The sequence below is a fragment of the Roseateles chitinivorans genome (assembly GCF_050632235.1).
GTDB classification, from domain to species: domain Bacteria; phylum Pseudomonadota; class Gammaproteobacteria; order Burkholderiales; family Burkholderiaceae_C; genus Roseateles; species Roseateles chitinivorans_A.
Genome location: NZ_CP192584.1, coordinates 1449895 through 1473363, shown reverse-complemented (window position 1 = coordinate 1473363; position 23469 = coordinate 1449895). Strand labels below are relative to the sequence as shown.

The 23469-nt window shown below is 69.3% G+C and carries 19 protein-coding genes and 1 pseudogene; 5 read left to right on the top strand and 15 right to left on the bottom strand.

The genetic code is table 11. The annotated features are described in order from the left end of the window. Positions 1-10: 10 nt before the first annotated feature. Together ACQ859_RS06645 and ACQ859_RS06640 are read right to left on the bottom strand one after the other, a co-directional pair. Positions 11-349, bottom strand: a complete 339-nt coding sequence (locus tag ACQ859_RS06645; RefSeq protein ID WP_431265106.1) for a hypothetical protein — start codon at positions 347-349, stop codon at positions 11-13. Next, positions 334-1692, bottom strand: a complete 1359-nt coding sequence (locus tag ACQ859_RS06640) for a hypothetical protein (RefSeq protein ID WP_431265105.1) — start codon at positions 1690-1692, stop codon at positions 334-336. Before ACQ859_RS06640 ends, ACQ859_RS06645 begins: the two co-directional genes overlap by 16 nt. A 320-nt stretch (positions 1693-2012) precedes the next feature. On the opposite strand from ACQ859_RS06640, the gene ACQ859_RS06635 reads away from it, so the two are divergent. After that, on the top strand, positions 2013-2762 hold the full coding sequence (locus ACQ859_RS06635; protein ID WP_431265104.1) for a carbonic anhydrase: 750 nt from the start codon (positions 2013-2015) through the stop codon (positions 2760-2762). A 39-nt stretch (positions 2763-2801) separates the two neighbouring features. Here ACQ859_RS06635 and ACQ859_RS06630 read toward each other — a convergent pair whose 3' ends face one another. The 6 genes and pseudogenes from ACQ859_RS06630 to ACQ859_RS06605 all read right to left on the bottom strand — a co-directional run bounded on the left by ACQ859_RS06630 (position 2802) and on the right by ACQ859_RS06605 (position 9706). Beyond that, positions 2802-3932, bottom strand: coding sequence for an acyl-CoA dehydrogenase family protein (locus tag ACQ859_RS06630; RefSeq protein ID WP_431265103.1), 1131 nt, complete (start codon positions 3930-3932; stop codon positions 2802-2804). A 4-nt stretch (positions 3933-3936) separates the two neighbouring features. After that, on the bottom strand, positions 3937-4605 hold the full coding sequence (locus tag ACQ859_RS06625; RefSeq protein ID WP_431265102.1) for an SDR family oxidoreductase: 669 nt from the start codon (positions 4603-4605) through the stop codon (positions 3937-3939). Positions 4606-4616: 11 nt separating this feature from the next. Then, complete coding sequence (locus tag ACQ859_RS06620; RefSeq protein WP_431265101.1) at positions 4617-5795, bottom strand: acetyl-CoA C-acyltransferase; 1179 nt, start codon at positions 5793-5795, stop codon at positions 4617-4619. A 32-nt stretch (positions 5796-5827) separates the two neighbouring features. Then, entirely contained in the window at positions 5828-7663 is a 1836-nt protein-coding gene (gene aceK / locus ACQ859_RS06615) for a bifunctional isocitrate dehydrogenase kinase/phosphatase (protein ID WP_431265100.1), read from the bottom strand. 57 nt (positions 7664-7720) lie between these two features. Next, a complete protein-coding gene (gene can, locus ACQ859_RS06610) occupies positions 7721-8398 on the bottom strand; it encodes a carbonate dehydratase (RefSeq protein ID WP_331617796.1) in 678 nt (225 codons plus the stop codon). A gap of 136 nt (positions 8399-8534) precedes the next feature. Beyond that, positions 8535-9706: pseudogene (locus ACQ859_RS06605) on the bottom strand (isovaleryl-CoA dehydrogenase). Between ACQ859_RS06605 and ACQ859_RS06600 the strand changes: the two are divergent. After that, positions 9635-9787: a hypothetical protein gene (locus tag ACQ859_RS06600; RefSeq protein ID WP_431266705.1), complete on the top strand. Its 153-nt coding sequence runs from the start codon at positions 9635-9637 to the stop codon at positions 9785-9787. The pseudogene ACQ859_RS06605 and the gene ACQ859_RS06600 overlap by 72 nt on opposite strands. 260 nt (positions 9788-10047) lie before the next feature. Here the strand turns inward: ACQ859_RS06600 and ACQ859_RS06595 are convergent, their stop codons facing one another. Together ACQ859_RS06595 and ACQ859_RS06590 are read right to left on the bottom strand one after the other, a co-directional pair. Next, complete coding sequence (locus ACQ859_RS06595) at positions 10048-10515, bottom strand: DUF1854 domain-containing protein (protein ID WP_431265099.1); 468 nt, start codon at positions 10513-10515, stop codon at positions 10048-10050. 18 nt (positions 10516-10533) lie between these two features. Next, positions 10534-12840 carry an ABC transporter ATP-binding protein gene (locus ACQ859_RS06590; protein WP_431265098.1) on the bottom strand — a complete coding sequence of 769 codons (2307 nt, stop codon included), beginning with the start codon at positions 12838-12840 and terminating at the stop codon, positions 10534-10536. A 193-nt stretch (positions 12841-13033) separates the two neighbouring features. Between ACQ859_RS06590 and cphA (ACQ859_RS06585) the strand changes: the two genes are divergently transcribed. The 3 genes from cphA (ACQ859_RS06585) to ACQ859_RS06575 all read left to right on the top strand — a co-directional run bounded on the left by cphA (ACQ859_RS06585) (position 13034) and on the right by ACQ859_RS06575 (position 19993). Beyond that, positions 13034-15211: a cyanophycin synthetase gene (gene cphA / locus ACQ859_RS06585; protein ID WP_431265097.1), complete on the top strand. Its 2178-nt coding sequence runs from the start codon at positions 13034-13036 to the stop codon at positions 15209-15211. A gap of 76 nt (positions 15212-15287) precedes the next feature. Further along, entirely contained in the window at positions 15288-17873 is a 2586-nt protein-coding gene (gene cphA, locus ACQ859_RS06580) for a cyanophycin synthetase (RefSeq protein WP_431265096.1), read from the top strand. Further along, entirely contained in the window at positions 17873-19993 is a 2121-nt protein-coding gene (locus tag ACQ859_RS06575; protein ID WP_431265095.1) for an FUSC family protein, read from the top strand. The genes cphA (ACQ859_RS06580) and ACQ859_RS06575 overlap by 1 nt, the downstream gene beginning before the upstream one ends. Before the next feature lie 136 nt (positions 19994-20129). Here ACQ859_RS06575 and ACQ859_RS06570 read toward each other — a convergent pair whose 3' ends face one another. From ACQ859_RS06570 to ACQ859_RS06550, 5 genes are all read right to left on the bottom strand, one after another. Continuing rightward, the gene (locus ACQ859_RS06570) at positions 20130-20555 is read right to left on the bottom strand and encodes an Hsp20/alpha crystallin family protein (protein ID WP_431265094.1); all 426 of its coding nucleotides are present in this window, start codon (positions 20553-20555) and stop codon (positions 20130-20132) included. Between the two features lie 61 nt (positions 20556-20616). Then, positions 20617-20970 (bottom strand): Hsp20/alpha crystallin family protein, encoded by a 354-nt coding sequence (locus tag ACQ859_RS06565; protein ID WP_431265093.1) that lies wholly within the window; start codon positions 20968-20970, stop codon positions 20617-20619. Positions 20971-20993: 23 nt separating this feature from the next. After that, complete coding sequence (locus tag ACQ859_RS06560) at positions 20994-21116, bottom strand: hypothetical protein (protein WP_431265092.1); 123 nt, start codon at positions 21114-21116, stop codon at positions 20994-20996. 191 nt (positions 21117-21307) lie between these two features. Further along, on the bottom strand, positions 21308-22687 hold the full coding sequence (locus ACQ859_RS06555) for a c-type cytochrome (protein ID WP_431265091.1): 1380 nt from the start codon (positions 22685-22687) through the stop codon (positions 21308-21310). Beyond that, positions 22684-23463: a c-type cytochrome gene (locus ACQ859_RS06550; RefSeq protein ID WP_431265090.1), complete on the bottom strand. Its 780-nt coding sequence runs from the start codon at positions 23461-23463 to the stop codon at positions 22684-22686. Before ACQ859_RS06550 ends, ACQ859_RS06555 begins: the two co-directional genes overlap by 4 nt. Positions 23464-23469: the final 6 nt, after the last annotated feature.

Sequence of the window (23469 nt, the reverse complement as noted above, 5' to 3'; positions counted from 1 at the left end):
ATCCAGGCGCTCAACGCAGATTGAAGGTCCTCACCGCCGACATCTGGTTGATGCCGCCGACCGACGAGAACACCACCAGCACGCCTTCCGGTGTGAGGCCGAGCCAGCCGCCCACCGGCGTCTGCCACGCCTCGGTGCGCGTCGCCAGATCGATCGCGACCGTCTGCTTGTCGGTCGACACGAACAGGTGGGTGTCGGTCAGGACCATCTGCCGCTGCCAGTAGCTGTCGGCCGCCGGCATGGCCCAGGTCCACAGCAGCGAACCGTCGGCGAGGCTGCGCGCCTCCACCGCCTTGGTGAGCTGGTTGGAGACGTACACCACGCCGCGCGCCGTCACCGGGTGGTCCATGAACTGGCCCGACACGTCCCAGCGCTGCCCCCGCTGGCGCGATCCACGACCGTCAGGTGGTTCTGCTCGATGCTCCCCCGCGTCAGGTCACGATGGCTCAGCAGGATGGTGCTCACGCCGTCGTCCGCCAGCACCGGCGCCTGGAAGGTCGAGACCTGTCCGATGCCCAGGTTCTCGCGCGTCGGCACCTGCGCCTCCGCCTGGATGGTGCCGTCGCTCAGGCGCAGCGCCCGGTACACGCCGCCCGCGCTCACATAGGCCAGACCGGCGTTCGCATCGGCGGTCGCGCCCCACGCGGTGAAGTTGACGCCCGTGATCCGGTCGGACAAGGTCGTCGTCCACACCGGCGTCTTGATGTCCGCCACGTCGAGCGCGGACAGGTAGTTCACTTCCGGATCCGTCGGCATCAGCAGCCGTCCGCCCGCGAAGGTCCAGCCAGGCGCCACCGGCGTGTTGCCCTTGGATGTGTGGTCGCCGAGCACCGTCGCCGCGGTCGTCGACGTCACCATCACCCGACCGCTCGCGGCGCCCCAGTACAACCGGGTGCCCTGTCCGACCACCTGGGTCGGGTTCTCTGGCAGCAAGCCCTGCCACAGGTCGGTACCGTCCTTCAGCGACATCACCGTCGCGTTGCTGGTCACGGCGCCGCCGCCGGTGACCAGGTCGGGCACCGCGATCAGCCCCTGCCCCAGTTGAAGCCCTTCTCCGAACACGGTTCCAGCGCTGAGGACCCAACGGGTCCAGCGCGCATTGAACTTCGTCGCGTCCAGCGACACCGGCACGTAGCCGGTGCGCGCGCCGTTGCCACCGAAGCTGGCCCAGTCGCCCGCTCCCGCAATCACCGCGGGCAGGGTCGTCAGGTTCGTGGTGCCGCCGCTGCCGACCTCCAGGCGGTAACGGATCTTCGTCGGCACCCAATCGGTGAACGGGTCCAGGTTGAGCGTGGACAACTCGATGGTGCCGGTGTACACGCCCGGCCTGAACCTCGCGTTGAAACCGACGCTCAGCTGCATGTCGCCATTGGGCAGCGGGTCCCGGTAGACATGGTCGATGACGCGGCTTGCGTCGGCCTTGTCCGGCTTCTCCACCCATTGCGGGCGGAAGTCGCTGCTGAAGGTGTGCCGCTTCGACGCCAGGATCTTGACGTCCTGGCAAGTCCCCATCGGCTGGTCGACCGTGCAGTCGGCATTGCCCTTGTCGAGCTGGTACAGGTCCCGGGTGTCGGTCAGGACGTCCTGCACGGCGCCCCCGCATCCCGTCAACACCACCGAACCCATCAGCACCAGGACCGGTGCGAGCGGATGTCCCATGGCGGGCAGACGCCGCCGGATCGTCGACAACATGAATTTCTCCCTGATCGATGGCGGTGCCCGATCCCCGCATCGGGGTCAGGTCTTGTCGCCATCGGCGCAGGAATTTACTTGGCGGTGCGTGCGGGGACAAGCCGACCTAAGAGGGGCGGGAAAACGCTGAGCCCCCGGCTGCGGGAGTCAAGGAGGCGGAGGCTTCGCGTCTGCGGACGAATGTTCGTCACGAAGCCTCTCCGCCCCACGAGTTCTTAACGTTTTGATCACGCCACGAACGCTACCCTGCCGCCGGCCGGATGGCGCCTGTCGGGTGCGGTCCTCGGCCGTTCCTCTCCATCAGCCCGCTCGACCTCCTCATGACTCTTCACTCACGCGCCCTGTTCGCCGTCCTGTCGGCCGGTCTCCTGTCCTGCACCTTGCCCGCAACCGCCGCGTCGCATTGGGAATACACCGGTGAGAAGGGCGCGGCGCATTGGAGCGAGATCGACCCCTCGTTCGCCGAATGCGCATCGGGCCATCAGCAGAGCCCGATCAACATCGTCAAGACGGTGAAGGCGGCGTTGCCCGCCCTCGCCTTCCATTACGGCAGCGCCGCGCCGACGATCTGGAACAACGGCCACACGGTGCAGGTGAACCTGCCGGCCGGCCACACGCTGGAGGTCGGCGGCCAGACCTACGAACTGCTGCAGTTCCACTTCCACACGCCGAGCGAGGAACACATCAAGGGCAAGTCGTTGCCGATGGTGGCGCACTTCGTCCACAAGAACGCGGCGGGCGAACTCGGCGTGGTGGCGGTGCTGATCCGCGCGGGACGCTCGAATGCGGCCTGGGAATCGGTGTTCCAGCACCTGCCGCGCGTCGGCGAGAAGATCACCGTGGACGAGCTGCAGCTGGATCTGGCGTCGCTGCTGCCGAAGTCGTTGGGCTACTACGACTTCGCCGGTTCGCTGACCACGCCGCCCTGCTCGGAAGGCGTGCACTGGATGGTGCTGAAGGAGCCGGTGACGCTGTCGTCGCGGCAGATCGACGCCTTCCGCAAGCTGGTCGGCAGGAATGCCCGGCCGGTGCAGGCGCTGAACGATCGCGTGATCCAGGAAAGCGAGTGACCCGCCGAGCGGCCGATCCGCGCGGATCGGCCGGCCGGCTCAGACGAGCGCGCGTCCGATCAGGATCTTCTGCACCTCGGACGTGCCTTCGTAGATCTGCGTCACGCGGACGTCGCGATAGATCCGTTCCACCGGGAAATCGCTGACGTAGCCGTAACCGCCATGGATCTGGATCGCGGCGGAGCAGACCCGCTCCGCCATCTCGCTGGCGAAGAGCTTGGCCATCGCCGCCTCCTTCAGGCAGGGCTGGCCGGCGTCCTTCAGCGCCGCGGCGTGCCAGATCAGCTGTCGCGCGGCCTCGATCTGCGTGGCCATGTCGGCGAGCTTGTGCTGCATGGCCTGGTGCTCGAAGATCGGCACGCCGAAGGCGACCCGCTCCTTGCTGTAGCGCAGCGCCGCCTCGAAGGCCGCGCGCGCCATGCCCACCGATTGCGACGCGATGCCGATGCGGCCGCCTTCCAGCCCCGACAGCGCAATCTTGAGCCCCTGCCCCTCCTCGCCGATCCGGTTGGCGACGGGCACGCGGCAGTGCTCGAACAGGATCTGCGCCGTGTCGCTGGCGTGCTGGCCCATCTTGTCCTCGATGCGCGCCACGACGTAGCCGGGCGTGGACGTCGGGATCAGGAAGGCCGAGATGCCCTTCTTGCCGGCCGCCTTGTCGGTCACTGCCATCACGATGGCGACGTCGCCGTTCTTGCCGCTGGTGATGAACTGCTTGACGCCGTTGAGGACGTAAGCGTCGCCGTCGAGGACGGCCGTCGTCTTCAGGCCGCCGGCTTCGGAGCCGACGTGCGGCTCGGTCAGGCAGAACGCGCCCAGCATGTCGCCGCGCGCCAGCGGCTTGAGGAAGCGCTGCTTCTGGTCCTCGTTGCCGAAGGCCATCAGGATGCTGCACACGGGACAGTTGTTGACGCTGACGACCGTGGAGGTCGCGCCGTCGCCGGCGCCGATCTCCTCCAGGATGATCGCCAGCGCCAGGTAGTCCAGGCCCGCGCCGTCGTACTCGGTCGGAACGGCCACGCCGTAGCAGCCCAGCGCGGCCAGGCCCTTGAGCTCCTCGGCGGGGAACTGGTGGGACTTGTCCCACGCGGCCGCCTTCGGCGCGATCTGGTCTTGCACGTAGGCGCGGACGGCGTCCTGCACGGCGCGGTGGTCTTCGGAAAGGATCATGGCTTCACCAGGGCAACGGACTGCCGTCGTAATTGAAGAACGCGCCGTTGTCACCCGCCTTCAGTCCGTCGAGCACCGCGCGCAGACTGGAGGCGCTGGTGGCGACGTCGATGTCGGCCTCCTGGCCGCCCATGTCGGTCTTGACCCAGCCCGGGTGCAGGCTGACGCAGATCGCGCGGCCGTCGAGCGTCAGCGACAGGTCCTTCATCACCGAGTTCACTGCCGCCTTCGACGCGCGGTAGACCCAGCCCGCCGAGTTCGCGCGCAGCGTCATCGATCCCATCCGCGAGGACAGGATGCCGATGCGCGCGTCCGGCGCGAGCGCATCCAGCAGCTGCGGCAGCACGCGCATCGGGCCCAGCACGTTGGTGTGCATGACCGCGTCGAAGTCGGCCGCGCTCGGCGGCTGCAGGCCGATCGTCTTCGGGCCGTAGACGCCGGCGACGTACAGGACGCGGTTGAACTGGTAGCCGTCGAGCTGCCAGGCCAGGCCGGCGATGCTGACCACGTCGGACACCTCGAGCTTGATCGCCGTCGCGCCGAGCGCCTTCAGCTTCTCGAGGCTGGCGTCGTCGCGTGCCGTGGCGACGACGGTGTCGCCGCGGTCGCGGTGCTGCTTCACGAGCTCTAGGCCGATGCCCCGCGAGGCGCCGATGATGAGAACTTGCGTCATCCGGTCCGTCCTCAGATCAGCTCGACGCCGACGGCGGTGGCTTCGCCGCCGCCGATGCACAGCGCCGCGACGCCGCGCTTCAGGTTCCGATGCTTCAGCGCGCCCAGCAGCGTGACGAGGATGCGGGCGCCCGACGCGCCGATCGGGTGACCCAGCGCCACGGCGCCGCCGTTGACGTTGACGATCTCGTGCGGCAGCTTGAACTCGGCCATCGCCGCCATGGTCACCGCGGCGAAGGCCTCGTTGACTTCCCACAGGTCGACGCTCTTCGCGTCCCACTGGTTCTTGGCCAGCAGCTTCTGGATCGCGCCGACCGGCGCGGTCGTGAACCACTCCGGCGCGTTGGCGTGCACCGCGGTGCCGACGATGCGCGCGATCGGCGTCACGCCCAGCTTCTTCGCGGTGGATTCGCGCATCAGCACCATCGCGGCGGCGCCGTCGGAGATCGACGACGAGGTCGCCGCCGTGATCGAGCCGTCCTTCTTGAACGCCGGCTTCAGCGTCGGGATCTTGTCGAGCTTGGCCTTGAAGGGCTGCTCGTCGCGCGAGATCACGGTGTCGCCGCCCCGGCCGGCGATGGTCACCGGCGCGATCTCCCACGCGAAGCTGCCGTCCTCGTTAGCGCGCTTGGCGCGCTCCGTCGACGAGATCGCGAACTGGTCCTGCGCCTCGCGCGTGAACGCGTACTTGTCGACGCACTGCTCGGCGAAGACGCCCATGGCCTTGCCGCGCTCGTACGCGTCTTCCAGGCCGTCCAGCGCCATGTGGTCATACATCTGCGCGGCGCCGTACTTCACGCCCTTGCGCGCGAACATCAGGTGCGGCGCGTTGGTCATGGACTCCATGCCGCCGGCGACCAGGATGTCGGCGCTCTCGGCCTTCAGCGTGTCATGCGCGAACATCGTCGCGCGCATGCCAGCGCCGCACATCTTGGACAGCGTCACCGCGCCCACGGATTGCGGCAGGCCGGCCTTCAGCACGGCCTGGCGCGCCGGGGCCTGGCCCTGGCCGGCCATCAGGCAGTTGCCGAGGAAGGCTTCCTCGATCGCGTCGGTCGGGATGCCGGCGCGCTCGACGGCCGCCTTGATGGCGACGGCGCCCAGCTCCCACGCGGCCAGGCCGGCGAAGTCGCCCAGCAGGCCGCCGATCGGCGTGCGGGCGGCGGAAACGATGACGATGGAATCGGACATGAAAGCCTCCTTCTGAGAAATCAGTGTGTACGTCAATGAATGGGGAGCTCGCGGTCCTGCGGCTCCGGCACCTTCAGGGCCGGCGCGACGTCGCGGACGTGGAAGCGCTTGTGCGGGTCGTACGGGAACACGTCCTCGACGTGCCCCGCCAGGATGCGTTCCTTGTGGGTCTGCCAGAACGCGGGATCGAGCAGGTCGGCGTGGTGCGCCATGAAGACGTCGCGCACGCCCGGATGACCGAGCAGGAAGGGCCCGAAGGTCTCGGGGAACACGTCGAGCCTGTTCACCGCGTACCAGACCTCGCCCGACATCTCCTCTTCCTCGTTGCGGGCCTCGGGCACCTTGCGGAAGTTGCAGTCGGTCAGGTACTCGATCTCGTCGTAGTCATAGAACACGACCTTGCCGTGGCGCGTGACGCCGAAGTTCTTCCACAGCATGTCGCCGGGGAAGATGTTGGCCGCCACCAGGTCCTTGATCGCGTTGCCGTACTCAACCACCGCATGCGCCAGCTGCGCCGGCGAGGCTTCCTGCAGGTAGATGTTGAGCGGCACCATGCGGCGCTCGATGTAGAGGTGCTTGATGACCAGGTCGTCGCCGGTCTCCTCCAGCAGCGAGGGGCAGAAGTGCTTCAGTTCGGCGACCAGCTCGTCCTCGAAGCGGTGGCGCGGGAACGCGACCCGCGTGTACTCCAGCGTGTCGGCCATGCGCCCGACGCGGTCGTGCTGCTTCACCAGCAGGTACTTGGACTGGATCTGCTCGCGCGTCGTGTCCTTCTGCGGCGGGTAGAAGTCCTTGATGACCTTGAACACGAACGGGTAGGACGGCAGGTCGAAGACCAGCATCACCATGCCCTTGATGCCGGGCGCGATGCGGAACTTGTCGCTGCTGTGGCGCAGGTGGTTGAGGAAGTCCCGGTAGAAGAGGTTCTTGCCCTGCTTCTGCAGCCCCAGCGTCGCGTAGATCTCCGAGCGCGGCTTGCGCGGCATCAGCGAGCGCAGGAACTGCACGTAGGCGCTGGGGACTTCCATGTCGACGAGGAAGTAGGCCCGCGCGAAGCTGAACAGCATCTGCAGCTCGTCCTCGCCGAAAAGCGCGGCGTCGATGTAGAGCTGGCGCTCGGCCGTCCGATCGATCTCACCGTCGTTCGCCTCCTTGTGCAGGATCGGCAGCGCGAACGGCGTCTCGGTGAAGCCGTTGACGATCTTGCCGACGATGTAGGCGCCCTTGTTCCGGAAAAACAGCGAGGACAGCACCTGCACCTGGAAATTCGTCCGCCAACGGAAGGCCCCCAGTTCTTCGCCCACGGCCTTCAGCACCAGGTCGATGTCGCGGCCGAGATCCTCGAACTCCAGCGCCAGCTGGAAGTTCCAGACGATGCGCATGAAGGTGTCGCGCAGCGTGTCCTGCGAGGGGTAGTAGCAGCGGTAGGTCGGCTGGGCGGCGGGCTCCTCGTTCTCGATGAACTCGGTGGAGATCGCCGGCCTGACGAAGATGAACTCGTTGTGAAAGTAGCTGTGGTGGAGGATGCGCGTCGTGACCGAGTTGAAGAAGGTCTCGGCGAGCTCCGGCCGCAGGTGCTTGGTCAGCAGCCCGATGTAATGCAGCTTGACCTGCTGCCAGACCTCGCTGGGCAGCGCGCTGGTCTTGAAGCGTTCTTCCAGCTCGAGGACGGCCTCGTCGACGCGCAGGTCGTAGAACTCGATGCGCTCGCGCTGCGCGAACTGCTGGCCATGCCAGTCGGCCTGCTCGAAGCGCTGCTTCGCGGTCGCGGACGCGGCGCGGAACAGGCGGTAGTGCTTGTCGAAGCCTTCGAGCATCGCCTGGGCGATCTCGAAGGCGCGCGGATCGTTGAGCTCGTGGGGGAACATGGCGCCTCGCTCCGTCCCGGTCGTGACCGCTGTTATCCGCTCGGTGGCCGCGCGGGCTCAGCGGCCCATCGCCGCCTCGTAGCGGCGGTGCAGCGCCTCGAGCGCGCTGCGGTAGGCGGGGCCGACGTCCTCGGCCTTGCCGACGGTGATGCTCAGGTCCTTCAGCAGGCCGTTGTGCAGGCCGTAGACCCAGCCGTGCACGGCGACTTCCTGGCCGCGCGCCCAGGCGTCCTGGACGACGGTGGTCTGGCAGGCGTTGCGGGCCTGCTCCAGCACGTTCAGCTCGCACAGCGCATTGGCACGCTGGTCCGGGACCACCTGGTCCAGCCATTCCTGATGGTGGTTGCGCACGTCCTGGACGTGACGCAGCCAGTTGTCCACCAGGCCGACGCGCAGGTCTTCCAGCGCGGCGCGCACGCCGCCGCAGTTGCTGTGGCCGACGATGATGATGTGCTGGACCTTCAGCTGGTCCACGGCGAACTGCATCACCGACAGACAGTTCAGGTCCGAATGGACCACGACGTTGGCGACGTTGCGGTGGACGAAGAGCTCGCCCGGCAGCAGGTCCACCAGCTCGTTGGCGGGGACGCGGCTGTCGGCGCAGCCGATCCAGAGGTATTGCGGCGTCTGCTGCTTCAGCAAGCGCGAGAAGAAGCCGGGCGACTGTTCCTCAGTCGCGGTGGCCCAGCGCTTGTTGTTGTCCAGCAGGTCTTGCAGTTCGTTCGTCGTGCTCATGGACGTGGATTCTCCCACCCCTACCGGCTTACGCCGGCCCCCTCAAGGGGCGCACCCGGTGGCCTGGCGAAGCCAGCGCCACGGGTGCCGCTTGAAGGGGCGCCCCCTGCGGGGGCGCCGCAGGGCGATCAGTGGCTCACATCGTTTCGGCGAAGAGCTCGCGGCCGATCAGCATGCGCCGGATCTCGGACGTGCCCGCGCCGATTTCGTAGAGCTTCGCGTCACGCCAGAGGCGGCCCAGCGGGTACTCGTTGATGTAGCCGTTGCCGCCGAAGATCTGGATGCCTTCGCCGGCCATCCACGTGGCCTTCTCGGCACACCAGAGGATGACGGACGCGCAGTCCTTGCGCACCTGGCGGACGTGGGCGCCGTCGAGGGCGTCGAGGTTCTTGCCCACCGTGTAGCAGAACGCGCGGGCGGCCTGCAGCACGGTGTACATGTCGGCGACCTTGCCCTGGATCAGCTGGAACTCGCCGATCGACTGGCCGAACTGCTTGCGGTCGTGGATGTAGGGGACGACGTTGTCCATCACCGCCTGCATGATCCCGATCGGACCGGCGGCCAGCACGGCGCGCTCGTAGTCCAGGCCCGACATCAGCACCTTGGTGCCGCCGCCGACCTGGCCCAGCACGTTCTCGGCCGGGACCTCGACGTCCTGGAACACCAGCTCGCCGGTGTGGCTGCCGCGCATGCCGAGCTTGTCCAGCTTCTGCGCGATCGAGAAGCCCTTCATGCCCTTCTCGATCAGGAAGGCGGTCATGCCGCGGGCGCCGAGTTCCGGCTCGGTCTTGGCGTAGACGACCAGCGTGTCCGCGTCGGGCCCGTTGGTGATCCACATCTTGTTGCCGTTGAGGACGTAGTAGCCGCCCTTGTCCTCGGCGCGCAGCTTCATCGACACGACGTCGGAGCCGGCGCCGGGTTCGCTCATCGCCAGCGCGCCGACGTGTTCGCCGGAGATCAGCTTGGGCAGGTACTTCTGCTTCTGCGCGTCGGTGCCGTTGCGCTTGATCTGGTTGACGCACAGGTTGGAGTGGGCGCCGTAGCTCAGGCCCACCGAGGCGCTGGCGCGGCTGATCTCCTCCATGGCCACCATGTGGGCCAGATAGCCCATCGCGGCGCCGCCGTATTCCTCGGGCACGGTGATGCCCAGGACACCGACGTCGCCCATCTTGCGCCACAGGTCCATCGGGAACTGGTCGCTGCGATCGATCTCCGCGGCGCGGGGGCGATCTCGGCTTGGGCGAACTCGCGCACCGCATCGCGCAGGGCGTCGATGTCCTCGCCGAGATGGAAATTCAGACCGGGCAGGCTCATGGGTTTGTCTCCTCGACCACCTCCGCGGCCGCCTCTCCGGGCATCCGCTGGATGATTCGTCTTACGTTTACGTAAACGTCAATTGTAGGGCAGGTCCTTGCCGCTTCGGGTATCGCATAAATGCTTAAGAGGGTTTCAGTACTGCCACCGCCGCTGGCCCTCACCCCGACCCTCTCCCGCAAGCGGGAGAGGGAGTAAGGAGGGGTGGCGCGCTCAGGGGGACAGGCTCGGTGGAACGGGCCTCGGGAAGCCGGGCCGCACCCGGCGATTTAGCGGAGCCTGCGAGCGTATGAGCCGGGGGCGGCCCGGCTTCCCGAGGCTGCGCTCGGTCGACCTCAGAGGAAGCGTTCGAGCAGCTTGCGCGAATGCCGATCGAGGGCGAACCGGTCCGGCACCAGGAAGTGCAGCCCGTGGGAGCTGGTGATCAGCAGGCGCCCTTCCCCGATGCGGCGGATTTCCTCCTCGCTCTTGAGGATGAATTCCGTCCTGCCGCGGTCGGTCTCGACGGTCCACTGGGACGGCGTCGAGAAGGTCGAGACCTCCAGCAGCTTCAGCACCGTCGGCGTCATCTCGCGATGGGCGAGTTCGTCCTGGAGCAGCTCCCGCTGGGCCTGCGGCAGGTCGGCGATCCGGTCGATCCAGGCGATCTCATGCCCGTCGGTGCCGACCAGCGAGAGCCCCTCGTCCGGCGCGCTCAGCGGATGCGCGCGCACCGGGGTGACGTTGTCGTGGGTCTGGCCGGCGTCGTCGACCAGGCTCAGGCGGCCGAAGGCATTGCGCGCCAGGTTCTGGATGTTGTTCATGAAGGATCCTGGTCGCGATCAGGCCTGCGTGGCCGTGTGGACGTTGGCGTTCGGGGTGACAACGACGACGTTGTCCTGCTCCTCCGCGTCCACGCGGCGGGCCTGCGCCTCCCACAGGCGCCAGTAGGCGCCCTGCTTGGCGATCAGCTCGTCGTGCGGCCCGACCTCGACGATCTCGCCGCGGTCCATCACCACCAGCCGGTCGGCCTTGCGCAGTGTCGACAGCCGGTGGGCGATCGCGATCGTCGTGCGGCCCCGCACCAGGTTGTCCAGCGCCTTCTGGATTTCCTTCTCCGTCTCCGTGTCCACGGCCGAGGTGGCCTCGTCCATGATCAGGATGCGCGGATCGATCAGCAGCGCGCGGGCGATCGAGATCCGCTGGCGCTCCCCGCCGGACAAGCCCTGACCCCGCTCGCCGACCAGCGAGTCGTAGCCCTGCGGCAGCCGCAGGATGAATTCATGCGCATGCGCGGCGCGCGCCGCGGCGACGATCTCCTCGCGCGTCGCCTCCGGCTTGCCATAGGCAATGTTCTCCGCGATCGTGCCGAAGAACAGGAAGGGTTCCTGCAGCACCAGCCCGATGTGGCGGCGGAAGTCCGACAGCTTGAAGCGCCGCAGGTCGACGCCGTCGAGCTTGATCGCGCCCTCCGTCACGTCGTAGAAGCGGCAGATCAGGTTGACCATGGTGCTCTTGCCCGAGCCGCTGTGCCCCACCAGCCCGATCATCTCGCCCGGCTTGATCACCAGGTTGAGGTCGCGGATCACCGTCCGGTTGCCGTAGCGGAAGCCGATGTCCTGCAGCGACAGCTCGCCCGCCACCTTGTCCAGCACCACCGGCTGCGCCGGCTCCGGCACGTTGGACTGGTGGTCGAGGATGTCGAAGATCCGCTTCGCGCCCGAGGCCGCCTTCTGCGTCACCGACACGATCCGGCTCATCGAATCCAGCCGGCCGTAGAAGCGCCCGATGTAGGCCAGGAAGGCCGTCAGCGTACCGACGGTGATCTGCGAATGCGCGATCAGCCAGATGCCGAAGGCCCAGACGACCAGCAGGCCGATCTCGGTCAGCAGCGAGACGCTGGGCGTGAACAGGCTCCAGGTCTTGTTGAGCCGGTCGTTGACGACCAGGTTGTGCTTGTTGGCGGTGCGGAAGCGCTCGGCCTCGCGGCGCTCCTGGGCGAAGGCCTTGACCACGCGGATGCCGGGGATGGTGTCGGCCAGCACCGAGGTCACCTCGCCCCAGACCCGGTCGATCTTCTCGAAGCCGGTGCGCAGCTTGTCCCGCACCAGGTGGATCAGCCACGCGATGAAGGGCAGCGGCACCAGCGTGGCCAGCGCCAGCCACGGATTGGTGTGGAACAGGATCGCCGTGATCATCGCCAGCATCAGGCAATCGGTGATGAAGTCCAGCGCGTGCAGCGACAGGAACACGCTGATCCGGTCCGTCTCCGAGCCGATGCGGCTCATCAGGTCGCCGGTGCGCTTGGAGCCGAAGTACTCCAGCGACAGCCCCAGCAGGTGGTCGAAGGTCGCCGTGCGCAGGTCCGCGGCGATGCGCTCCGACACCAGCGCCAGGATGTAGGTCTTGGCCCAGCCCAGGATCCAGGACACGATCGCCGCCCCGAACAGCCCGCCCAGGTACATCACGACCAGCATGGTGTCGATCTGCTTGCCCTGCTGGAACGGGATCAGGACGTCGTCCATCAGCGGCATCGCCAGGTAGGGCGCCACCAGCGTCGCGCCGGTCGCCCCCAGCATCAGCAGGAAGCCCAGCAACAACTGACCCCGGTACGGTCCGGCGAAGCGCCACAGCCGCAGCAGCACCCAGGTCGACGGCGGGGTGTGCAGCTCGCGGGCGCAGGAGGGGCATTCCTCGCTGTCTTCGGGCAACACGGCCTGGCAGCTCGGGCAGAGCTCGGGCTCCTCGTCCAGCCGGGCCTCGACCTCGTCGCGGCGGTTGAAGGCGTCCTGGAAGCGCTGGGCCTGCAGGTTGGCCCGCATCGTGAAGCGCCACTGCGCCAGCCGGCCGTCGGCGTCCACCAGCTCCAGCGCGCCCAGCCCGGCGTGGTCGGTCAGCACCAGCTTCAGGTCGGGCGTCAGCGGCCATTCGCGGAAAACGGGGGCCCCACCCGTGTCCTCGGAGGCCTCCAGCGACAGCAGCCGTTGATCCGTGAGTCGCAGACCGCCCGCCGAAAAGCGTAACCGCCCGTCCAGGTCAACCTCGAGCGCGGCCCGGACGTTCTCGCCACGCCGCAGGCGTGTTTCGAAGGCCTCGCCGGCCGGAACGCCGCCGGCACCGGCCAACGCGACAGGATGTGAATGCTGCATTTTTGATTCTTCTGGCGATCTGCGAAACGTTGAGTTTCTTCGAGACTTTTCTGCCGTTGCCCCCCAACGGGGCAAGACCCGGACCAGCCGGTTCGTGGCATGTTTCGCACAATTTTCGCTTAAGCGCACAATTGTGCTTCGCATCATTGTCCGGTGGTCCGCCGGGCGGCCCCCTTCCACGTTTCCACCCCTCATGAGCCGACACGACGACATCAAGCTCCTGCGCATCAACTACCTGCGCGGCCCCAACATGTGGACCTACCGTCCGGTGCTGGAAACCTGGCTGGACCTGGGTGGCCTGGAAGAACACCCCTCCCACCTGATCCCCGGCTTCACCGGACGGCTGTGCGCGCGCCTGCCGGCGCTGGAAGAGCACCACTGCGGCGTCGGCGAGCGCGGCGGCTTCCTGCAGCGCCTGAACGAAGGCACCTGGATGGGCCATGTGCTGGAGCACATCGTCATCGAGCTGCTCAATCTGGCCGGCATGCCGACCGGGTTCGGCCAGACGCGTTCCACCTCGCGCCACGGCGTGTACCGCATGGTCTTCCGCGCCCGCGACGAGCAGGTCGCCCGCTGCGCGCTGGAGCAGGGCCACGCGCTGCTGATGGCGACGATCAACGGCGACGACTTCAACGTCGACGCCGCCGTCGAGGCGATCCGCGACAAGCTCGACGACTGCTACCTCGGCCCGTCGACCGCCGCCATCGTGGCCGCGGCGACCGACCGCCGCATCCCCCACATCCGCCTGAACGACGGCAACCTGGTGCAGCTGGGTTACGGCGCGCGCCAGCGCCGCATCTGGACGGCCGAGACCGACATGACCAGCGCGATCGCCGAAGGCATCGCGCGCGACAAGGACCTGACCAAGGAACTGCTGAAGTCGGTCGGCGTGCCCGTCCCGGCCGGCCAGGCGGTCAAGACCGCCGCCGAGGCCTGGGACGTCGCCCAGGACCTGGGCCTGCCGGTCGTCGTGAAGCCGTCCGACGGCAACCATGGCCGCGGCGTCACGCTGGACCTGCGCCAGGAGGCCGACGTCGAGGCCGCCTTCCACGTCGCCGACAAGGAAGGCTCGGAAGTGCTGGTCGAGAGCTACATCCCCGGGATGGAGCACCGGCTGCTGGTCGTCGGCGGCCAGGTGGTCGCCGCCGCCCGCGGCGAGGAAGCCTGGGTCACCGGCGACGGCACCCACACCGTCGTCGAGCTGATCGACCTGCAGATCAACACCGACCCGCGCCGCGGCACGACCGAGGACTTCCCGCTCAACCGCATCGACATCACCGGCGACCCCGTCGTGCTGCTGGACCTGCAGCGCCAGGGCCTGACCGGCGAGGGCGTGCCCGAGGCCGGCCAGCGCGTGTTGATCCAGCGCAACGGCAACGTCGCGATCGACTGCACCGCGCAGATCCATCCGGAAGTGGCGCACGCGGTCTCGCTGGCCGTGCGCACCGTCGGCCTGGACATCGCCGGCGTCGACCTGGTCTGCAGCGACATCTCCAAGCCGCTGTCCGAGACCGGCGGCGCCATCGTCGAGGTCAACGCCGGCCCCGGCCTGCTGATGCACCTGAAGCCGGCCGAGGGCATGCCCCAGCCGGTGGGCCAGGCCATCATCGACCACCTGTTCGCCGAGGACGAGAGCGGCCGCATCCCCATCGTGGGCGTGGCCGGTTCGCGCGGCACCGCGCAGATCGCGCGCCTGGTCGGCTGGCTGCTGCACTTGAACGGCCGCCACGTCGGCCTGGCCTGCGGCGCGGGCCTCTTCCTGGGCACCCGCCGCGTCGAGCGCAAGCCCAGCGCGACCTGGGCCGCCAGCCACCGCCTGCTGATGAACCGCGCCGTCGATGCCATCGTGGTCGAGAACAGCGCCGGCACCATCCTCGGTGACGGCCTGGCCTACGACCGCTGCCAGGTGGGCGTCGTCACCGACCTGGGCCGCGTGCCGGAACTCGACAACCACGACATCCAGACCGAGGACCAGCTCTTCAAGGTCCTGCGCACGCAGGTCGACGTGGTGCTGTCCGACGGCGTCGCCGTGCTGAACGCCGACGAGGCCAAGGTGGCCGAGATGGCCGAGCTGTCCGACGGCGAAGTGATCCTCTACGCGCTGGACGCCGGCAACGCCGCGCTGACGGAACACCGCGGCAAGGAAGGCCGCGGCGTGTTCCTGCGCGGCGGCGCCGCGATGCTGGCGCAGGGCACCTCGGAGACCTCCGGCGCCAACGTCGAATCGCTGCAGGCCCGCTTCCGCGCGGTCGGCCAGGAGATCGCGACCGACGCGGTGCTGGCCGCCGTGGCGACCGGCTGGGCCATGGGCATCTCGCCCGAGCTGATCTCGGCCGGGCTGGACACCTTCGTGCCGGACCTGCCGCAGTAATCGCCGACCCGCGAGCTGCAGCGCCTCAAACGCCGACCTGCCCCTTCAAAGAACAGTCGAACCCGAAAGACGACAGATGGAAGTCTCCCGCACACGCGCCCTCCGCGGTCCCAACATGTGGAGCCGCCACACCGCCATCGAAGCGGTCGTGCACTGCAGCGACACGGAACGCACGATCGCGGACATGGCCGGCTTCGAGGCCCGCCTGCGCGAACGCTTCCCCGGCATCGGCCCGCTGCGGCCGGCCAGCAGCGCCAAGACGCCGATCACGCTGGCCCACGTGCTGGAGCAGGCCGCGCTCGCGCTGCAGGCCCAGGCCGGCTGCCCGGTGACCTACAGCCACACGCACACCACGTCAGAAAACGGCACCTACCAGGTCGTCGTCGAGTACAGCGAGGAAGACGTCGGCCGCGCCGCGTTCGAGAAGGCCGTCGAGCTGATCAACGCCGCGCAGTCGGGCGCCGCCTTCGACGCCGACGCCGCCGTCAAGGCGCTGCGCGAGACGGACGAGGACATCCGCCTCGGCCCCTCGACCGGTTCCATCGTCGACGCCGCCTGCAAGCGCGGCATCCCGTTCCGCCGCCTCACGCAGGGCTCGCTGGTGCAGCTGGGCTGGGGCGTGAAGCAGCGCCGCATCTGGGCCGCCGAGGTCGACGCGACCAGCGCCGTGTCCGAATCGATCGCGCAGGACAAGGACCTGTCCAAGCGCCTGCTGCAGTCGGCCGGCGTGCCGGTGCCCATCGGCGCGCCGGTGGAGACCGTCGACCAGGCCTGGGAACTGGCGCTCGAGATCGGCCTGCCGGTCGTGGTCAAGCCGCTGGACGGCAACCAGGGCAAGGGCGTGACGGTGAACGTCGCCTCGCGCGAGCACATGGAGATCGCCTACAAGGCCGCGGACGAGATCGGCACGGTGATGGTCGAGAAGTTCCTGCCCGGCAGCGACTACCGGCTGCTGGTCGTGGGCGACAAGCTGGTCGCCGCCGCCCGGCGCGATCCGCCGAACGTGACCGGCGACGGCGTGCACACGGTGCGCCAGCTGGTCGACAAGGTCAATGAGGATCCGCGCCGCGGCGACGGTCACGCGACCTCGCTGACCAAGATCCGCCTGGACGACATCGCCATCGCGCGCCTGGACCTGCAGGGCCTGAAGCCCGAGTCGGTGCCCGACAAGGGCCAGCGCGTGATCCTGCGCAACAACGCCAACCTGTCCACCGGCGGCACCGCGACCGACGTGACCGACGACGTGCATCCGGAAGTCGCCGCCCGCGCGATCGCCGCGGCGACGGTCGTCGGCCTGCACGTCTGCGGCGTCGACGTCGTGGCCGAGAGCGTGCTCAAGCCGCTCGAGGAACAGAGCGGCGGCATCGTCGAGGTCAACGCCGCGCCGGGCCTGCGCATGCACCTGAGCCCGTCCTACGGCAAGGGCCGCGACGTCGGCGAGGCCATCATCTCCAGCATCTACGGCGGCAACCGCGGCGCCGCGAGCGAGGACGGCCGCATCCCCATCGTGGCGGTGACCGGCACCAACGGCAAGACGACGACCTCGCGCCTGGTGGCGCACATGTTCGCGACGCAGGGCCTGCGCGTGGGCATGACCAACACCGACGGCGTCTACGTCGACGGCCGCCAGACCGACAGCGGCGACTGTTCCGGCCCGAAGAGCGCGCGCAACGTGCTGATGCATCCCGACGTCGAGGCGGCGGTCTTCGAGACCGCGCGCGGCGGCGTGCTGCGCGAGGGCCTGGGCTTCGACCGCTGCCAGGTGGCGGTGGTGACCAACCTGGGCGAGGGCGACCACCTCGGCATGAACTTCCTCAACACCGTCGAGGAACTGGCGCTGGTCAAGCGCGTGATCGTGCAGAACGTGGCGCCCAACGGCTACGCGGTCCTGAACGCCGCCGACCCGGTCGTGGCGAAGATGGCCGAGGTCTGCCCGGGCCAGGTGATCTTCTTCGCGAGCGACCGCCACCATCCGCTGATGGCGACGCACCGTGCCCAAGGCAAGCGCTGCGTCTACATCGACGGCGACGCGCTGGTCGCGGCGCAGGGCGTGTGGCGCGAATCGATCCCGCTGCGCGACATCCCCTTCACCCGCGGCGGCGCGATCCCGTTCCAGAACGAGAACGCGATGGCCTCGGTCGCGGCGGCCTGGGGCGTGGGCCTGGACTGGGACACGATCCGGCGCGGGCTGGCGAGCTTCATGAGCGATCCGGACAGCGTGCCGGGCCGCTTCAACGTGATGGACTATCGCGGCGCGACCGTCATCGCCGACTACGGCCACAACGGCGACGCGATGCGCGCGCTGGTGCAGGCGGTGCAGGCGCTGCCGGCCAACAAGCGCTCGGTGGTGATCTCCGGCGCCGGCGACCGCCGCGACGAGGACATCCGCATCCAGACGCAGATCCTGGGCGAGGCCTTCGACGAGGCCATCCTGTTCCAGGACGCCTGCCAGCGCGGCCGCGAGGACGGTGAAGTCCTGGCGCTGCTGCAGCAGGGGCTGAAGGGCGCGACGCGGACCAAGCACATCGAGGAGATCCGCGGCGAGTTCGTCGCGATCGACCGCGCGCTGGAGCGTCTGCAGCCGGGCGACCTGTGCCTGGTGCTGGTCGACCAGGTCGAAGAGGCCCTGGCCCATCTGAACCAGCGCGTCCGGGAAGCCTGATGGCGGCCGGTCGCTGGCGTCACTGGCCGGCGCACTGGTGGAACGGCCTCAGCGTCGCCCTCGGGGTGATGCTGGTGCAGGTGATCGTGTCGCACGCGGCCCCGGCCGAGCTGTCGCACATCGCCTCGCAGCTGGCGATGGCCTGCGCCATCTGCGCCAGCCTGGCCGACCTGCCGGGCAGCGTGCGGCGCAACCGCAACCGCGTGCTCACCGCCGGCGGCATGACGCTGCTGGCCGTGGGACTCGTGGCGGTCCTGCATCCGTATCACGCCGCGATGGGCGCGCTGGTGGCGGTGCTCGCCTTCGGCAGCGCGATGCTGCTGAGCTGGGGCCCGCGCGCGGGCCCCGTGTCCTTCGCGCCCATCCTGGCGATGGTGTTCGCGCTCGCGTGGCCGCCGCAGCCGCTGCACATCGTGCTGGCGAGCGGCGCGGCCGGCATCGCGCTCTACCTCGTGTGGAGCGTGATCTCCAGCGCGGTGCTGCAACGGCGCTTCCACCGGCTGGCGCTGGCAGAGGCGCTGCATGGCCTCGCTCAGCTGATGAGCGCGCGGGCCGAGCTGCTCGGCAGCGGCGGCGCGGCGCATGCGATGCGCGACTGGCTGGGCAACGAGGCCCAGCTGGCGGAACTGCTGCAGACCGCGCGCGACCAGGTCTTCCCGCGCGCGAAGACCGATCCGCGCAGCGCGGCGGTGCTGCTGCACGTCGTCGAACTGCGCGACCTGATGCTGGCGAGCCGCCTGGATCTGGAGCTGCTCGGCGAGGACCCCGTCGGCCAGCACATGCGCACGGCGCTGGTGAGCCGTCTGCGGGCTCTGGCCGTGCTGCTCGACGAATACCGCGACGCGCTGCTCGACGAGCGCGCGCCGGCGATGAACACCGTGCGGCCAACGCAATGGCCGGACCTACCGCCGCAGGATCCGCGCACGCGGCTGCAACTCGTGCTGCAGGATCGGCTGTCCCATCTCGACGGCGAGGTGCTGGCGATGGGCCGCGCGCTCGACGCTTCCCTGCCCTTGCCACCGCTGGCGTTGGACGCCGGCGAACTGCGGAACTTCGTGACGCCGGTCGGCTGGCCGATCGGTCTGCTGAAGGCCCAGGTCCACCTCGACTCGCCGGTGTTGCGCCACGCCTTGCGCAGCGCGCTGGCGCTGTCGGCGGCCTACTTCATCGCGCTCGCGCTGCCCTGGGCCTCGCACCCGCACTGGCTGGTGCTGTCGGTCGCGGTGGTGCTGCGCGGCAGCCTCGACCAGACGCTGGAGCGCCGCAACATGCGGGTGCTCGGCACGGCGATCGGCTGCGGGCTGATGCTGGCGCTGTCGCTGATCCCGAACCAGACGCTGTGGATCGTCGTGCTGCAGATCGCCGTCGGCATCGCGCATGCGTTCGTCACCCGCCGCTACCTGATCACCGCGATCGCGGCAACGGTGATGGCGCTGCTGCAGTCGCACCTGGCGGACCCGTCGCATGGGATCGCGATCTCGGAGCGTCTGGCGGACACGGTGCTCGGTGCGGTCCTGGCCTGGGCCTTCAGCTACGTGCTGCCGGCCTGGGAACGTCGCAACCTGCCGCGCGCGCTCAAGCGGGCGCGCGCCGCGCTGCAGCAGTACGCGATGCAGGCGATGACGGCGGCGATGACGCCGGCCGGCGCGCTCACGCAGCGCATGGCGCGGCGCCAGGCCTACGACGCGCTGGCCGCGCTGTCCGCGGCCCTGACGCGAAGCGCCGCCGAACCGCGCCGCGTGCGCCCGCCGCTGCAGGAGCTGAACACGGTGCTCGACCACGGCTACCGGCTGATGGCGCATCTCTCGATGATGCGCCAGAGCCTGATGCGCCGCGCGAAGGACCTCGACGCCGACTTCCTGGCCGAGCTGCCGGAGTCGGCCAAGCGCCTGCAACGGGCGCTCGTCGGTCAGGAGCCGGTGCCGCACGCGGTGCAGGCACTGCAGGATTGGAGCCTGCTGCCCGACGTCGGCCCGCTGGAGGACCTGCGACCGTGGATGCGTCGCCGCCTGCAGGTGAGCCTCGACGACGCGGCCCGCGCCGGCGAGGCGGCCGATGCGGCTTTCGCCGCGATGGCCGCGCCGCCGGAGCCGGACGTGACGCTGTCGCGCCTCCAGTAACGCCGCGCCCCTCTTGCCCCTTCTCCCGCTCGCGGGAGAGCGCCGCACCCCTCTTGCTCCCTCTCCCGCTTGCGGGAGAGGGTAGGGGTGAGGGCCAGCGGCGGTGGCAGTACTGAATCGCTCTCCCGCCCTTCGATCAGCCCAGCTTGATCTCGATCTTGCGCGGCTGCGCATGCGCGGCCTTGGGGATGCGCACGCGCAGCACGCCGTTGTTCAGCTCGGCGCCGATCTGCTCGGCGTCCAGTTCCTTGCTCAGCGTGAACGCACGGCGATAGAACTGACGCGACACCTCGACATGGCCGGCCTTCAAGCCGTCGGGCAGGTCGAGCTGCATCTCGGCTTCAATGATGAGGCGGTCCTTGTCGACGCGCAGCTGGAGCTGCTCGCGCGGCACGCCGGGCAGGTCGGCGAAGAGGGTCAGCCCTTGCGCGTCCTCGATCACATCGACGGCGGGCTGGATCGCGTAGTCGTCGCGACGGCGCGCGGTCTGCGCGGCGGTGGCGGCGCTGGTCTTCACTTGCTCGGCCGCATCGGCGGCGGGGGTGTGCACGGCAGTGGTCATGGTGTTCTTTCGACTCGTGTTCGGTTCGTGTCTGGGATCGATGGACGTCGAGGTCCTCGACTCAATGGATGTCGATGCGGCGCGGCTGCGGCGCGGGACGGCGCTTGACGCTGACACGCAGCACGCCGTCCTTGTAGGAGGCCGAGACCTGTTCCGGATCGATGTCGTCGGGCAGGCTGACCACGCGGCGGAACTTGCCGGCGAAGCGCTCGCGCTGATGGACGACGGTCTTGTCGGCGGCCTTCGCGGCGGGCGCGGCGGCCTCGCCTTCAGCGGCAGCAGCCGTGGCTGCGTCGCTCCTGGCCCCTTCGGACAGCGAGGATACGCGTTCGCCCGACAGGCTCAGCACGCCGCGATCCAGGTCGACACCGATGGTGGCGGGATCCAGGCCCGGCGCGAAGGCGTAGACCTCCACCGCTTCCGGCGACAGGCCGACATTCAGGGCCGGATAGCCGCCGCGCGGGTGCCGCGGCCAGCGGTGGATTCGAACAGGCCGCTCATCTCGCGCTGGAAGCGGTCGAGGTCGTTGAACAGCTCACGGGCAAACAGTTGACGGTACATGCGGGGCTCCTTGGCATCCTGCGGGTGGGTCGCGGCGGAACGTCGTCCGCCATGCATCCCAACCTAGGTGCGAGAAGCCGGGCTTCAAGATCTTGAAATCGTGGGGAGCCCGTCCCCATATGCCGCGCCCGTTGCGCGAGCCTGGGCCCCTTTTCGTGCGTTTTCGTGCGCTTTTTGCGCTTCGCCACCCCTCACTTCAGGCGCAGCACTTCCTGCTCCGTCACCGCCGACGCCTGGTTCCCCCAGCTCTGCCGGATCAGCGTCGCGACGGCCGCCATCTCGGCCTCGGTGAGCACTTGCCTCAGCGGCGGCATGCCGTAGGGACGCGGATGTCCCGGCGTCGTCGGCGCGTAGCCGCCGTCGGCCAACATCTGCAGCACGTTCTGCGGCGCGTCCAGCGTGACCGTCCGGTTGCCCGCGAGCGGCGGATAAGCCGGCTCGCCAGCGATCCGCCGGCCCTGCCCCTGATCGCCATGGCAGTCGGCGCAGTGCTTGGCGTACACCTGACGGCCGAGATCCAGCTGCCCCGACGTGGCCGGCTTGAACTCCGCCGCGGGCGATCCCTCGCGCGGCAGGCCGCGCAGGTACACGGCCATCGCCTGCGCGTCGGCGTCGGTCAGGTGCTGGAGGCTCTCCGCGACGACGTCGGCCATCGGCCCGAGCGCCGCGCCCTGGGTCGACCAGCCGGTCCGCAGCCACGAGCGCACCTCCGCCTCGGACCAGTCCTGCACGCCCGCCGCGTGCGGATCGGCCAGCGAGGGCGCGATCCATCCCTGCACGCCGACCCAGCCGCCACGCAGTCCCGCGGCATCCCGCAGCGCGCCGAGCCGGTTGCGCGGCGCATGGCATTCGGCGCAATGGCCGACGGCCTGGACGAGATAGCGACCTCGCTCCAGCGTCGCCTGGCCGGCGGCGCCCTGCGTCGCACGGCGATCGACGCCCGGTTCGTCGTGCGACGGCGCATCACCCGGCGTGAAGTACATCAGCCGCCAGACCGCCAGCGCGGACTGCCAGCGGTACGGCCAGCCGAGCTGATGGGGCGGCGCCGTCTGCGTCACGGCCGGCTGCTGCTTCAGCCACGCGAAGATCGCATCGGCGTCCTCGCGCGTCATCGCCGTGTAGCTCGTGTACGGGAAGGCGGGGTAGAGCAGCCGACCGTCGCGGCTGCGGCCGTGATGCATCGCGCGCCAGAAGTCGTCGGAGCTCCAGCGGCCGAGGCCGGTTTCGGGATCGGGCGTCAGGTTGCTGCTGAACAGCGTCCCGAACGGCGTGCCGAGCGGCAGTCCGCCAGCCAGCGGCGCGCCGCCGCGCGGGCTGTGGCAGCCGGCGCAGTTGGCGATCCCCGCGAGGTAGGCGCCGCGGGCGACCAGCGCGGGGCTGGTCTCCGCGGCGCCGGAGGGCACCGGCCGACCCGACAGCCAGAGCTCCCGCCCCCACGCGCCGGCGAGCAGCAGCAACGCCATCACGGGTACCGCGATCGCAATGCCGATCAGCAGCCGGACGAAGCGCTTCATCGGTGCCGCATCGGACGTCTGCCTGGAGGTCGCGTCCCCGTTCATGTCCCCGTTCATGGCGCGAGCCCTCCGCACTGGACCGGCAAGGGCGTCGTCGACGGCGGCTCCGGATGCGCGCCGGCGGGTTTCGCGGCGAGCCAGCTGGCGACGACCGCGATGTCGTCGGTCGACAGCGCCTTCGCCACGTCGGCCATGCAGTCGGGCGCATGCGCGCGTCGCAGACCGCTGCGCCACGCGCCGAGCTGTCCGACGAGGTAGTCGCGCGGCAGTCCGAGCAACCCGGGGATCGCGGGTTCGCGCCCCGCCATCGACGGGCCGTGGCACGCCGTGCACGCGGGAACCTTGCGCGCCGGATCGCCCTGCAGGATCAGGCGCTCGGCGCGCGCCTGCTGTTCCGCGCTCAGGCCCGACGGTCCCGGCGCCGGATAGGGCACGTCGAGCGCGGCGAAGTAGCCGGCGATCTCACGCAGGTAGTCGTCGCTCATGTTGCGCAGCAGTCCAGCCATCAGCGCGTGATGACGACGCCCGTCCCGGAAGCTCTGCAGCTGGTTGTAGAGGTAACCCGATGGCTTGCCCGCGAGCCGCGGGAAGTAGCCCTGCGTCGTCGCCCGGCCCTGCGCGCCGTGGCACAGGGTGCAGGCCTGGACGCGTTCGGCGATGTCGTTGGTCAGCGGTCGCAGCACGGGTGCCGCGGGATCGCCGGCGGGAGATGACGCCGGGGGCACCGAGGGTGCGGACGCCGCGGTCACGGCGGAGACGGTGGCGACGGCGGAGAGTCCCAGGCCCAGCACAGCGGCGATGAGGACACCCGGAAGGGATCGGGAGATCTTCATCCGGCC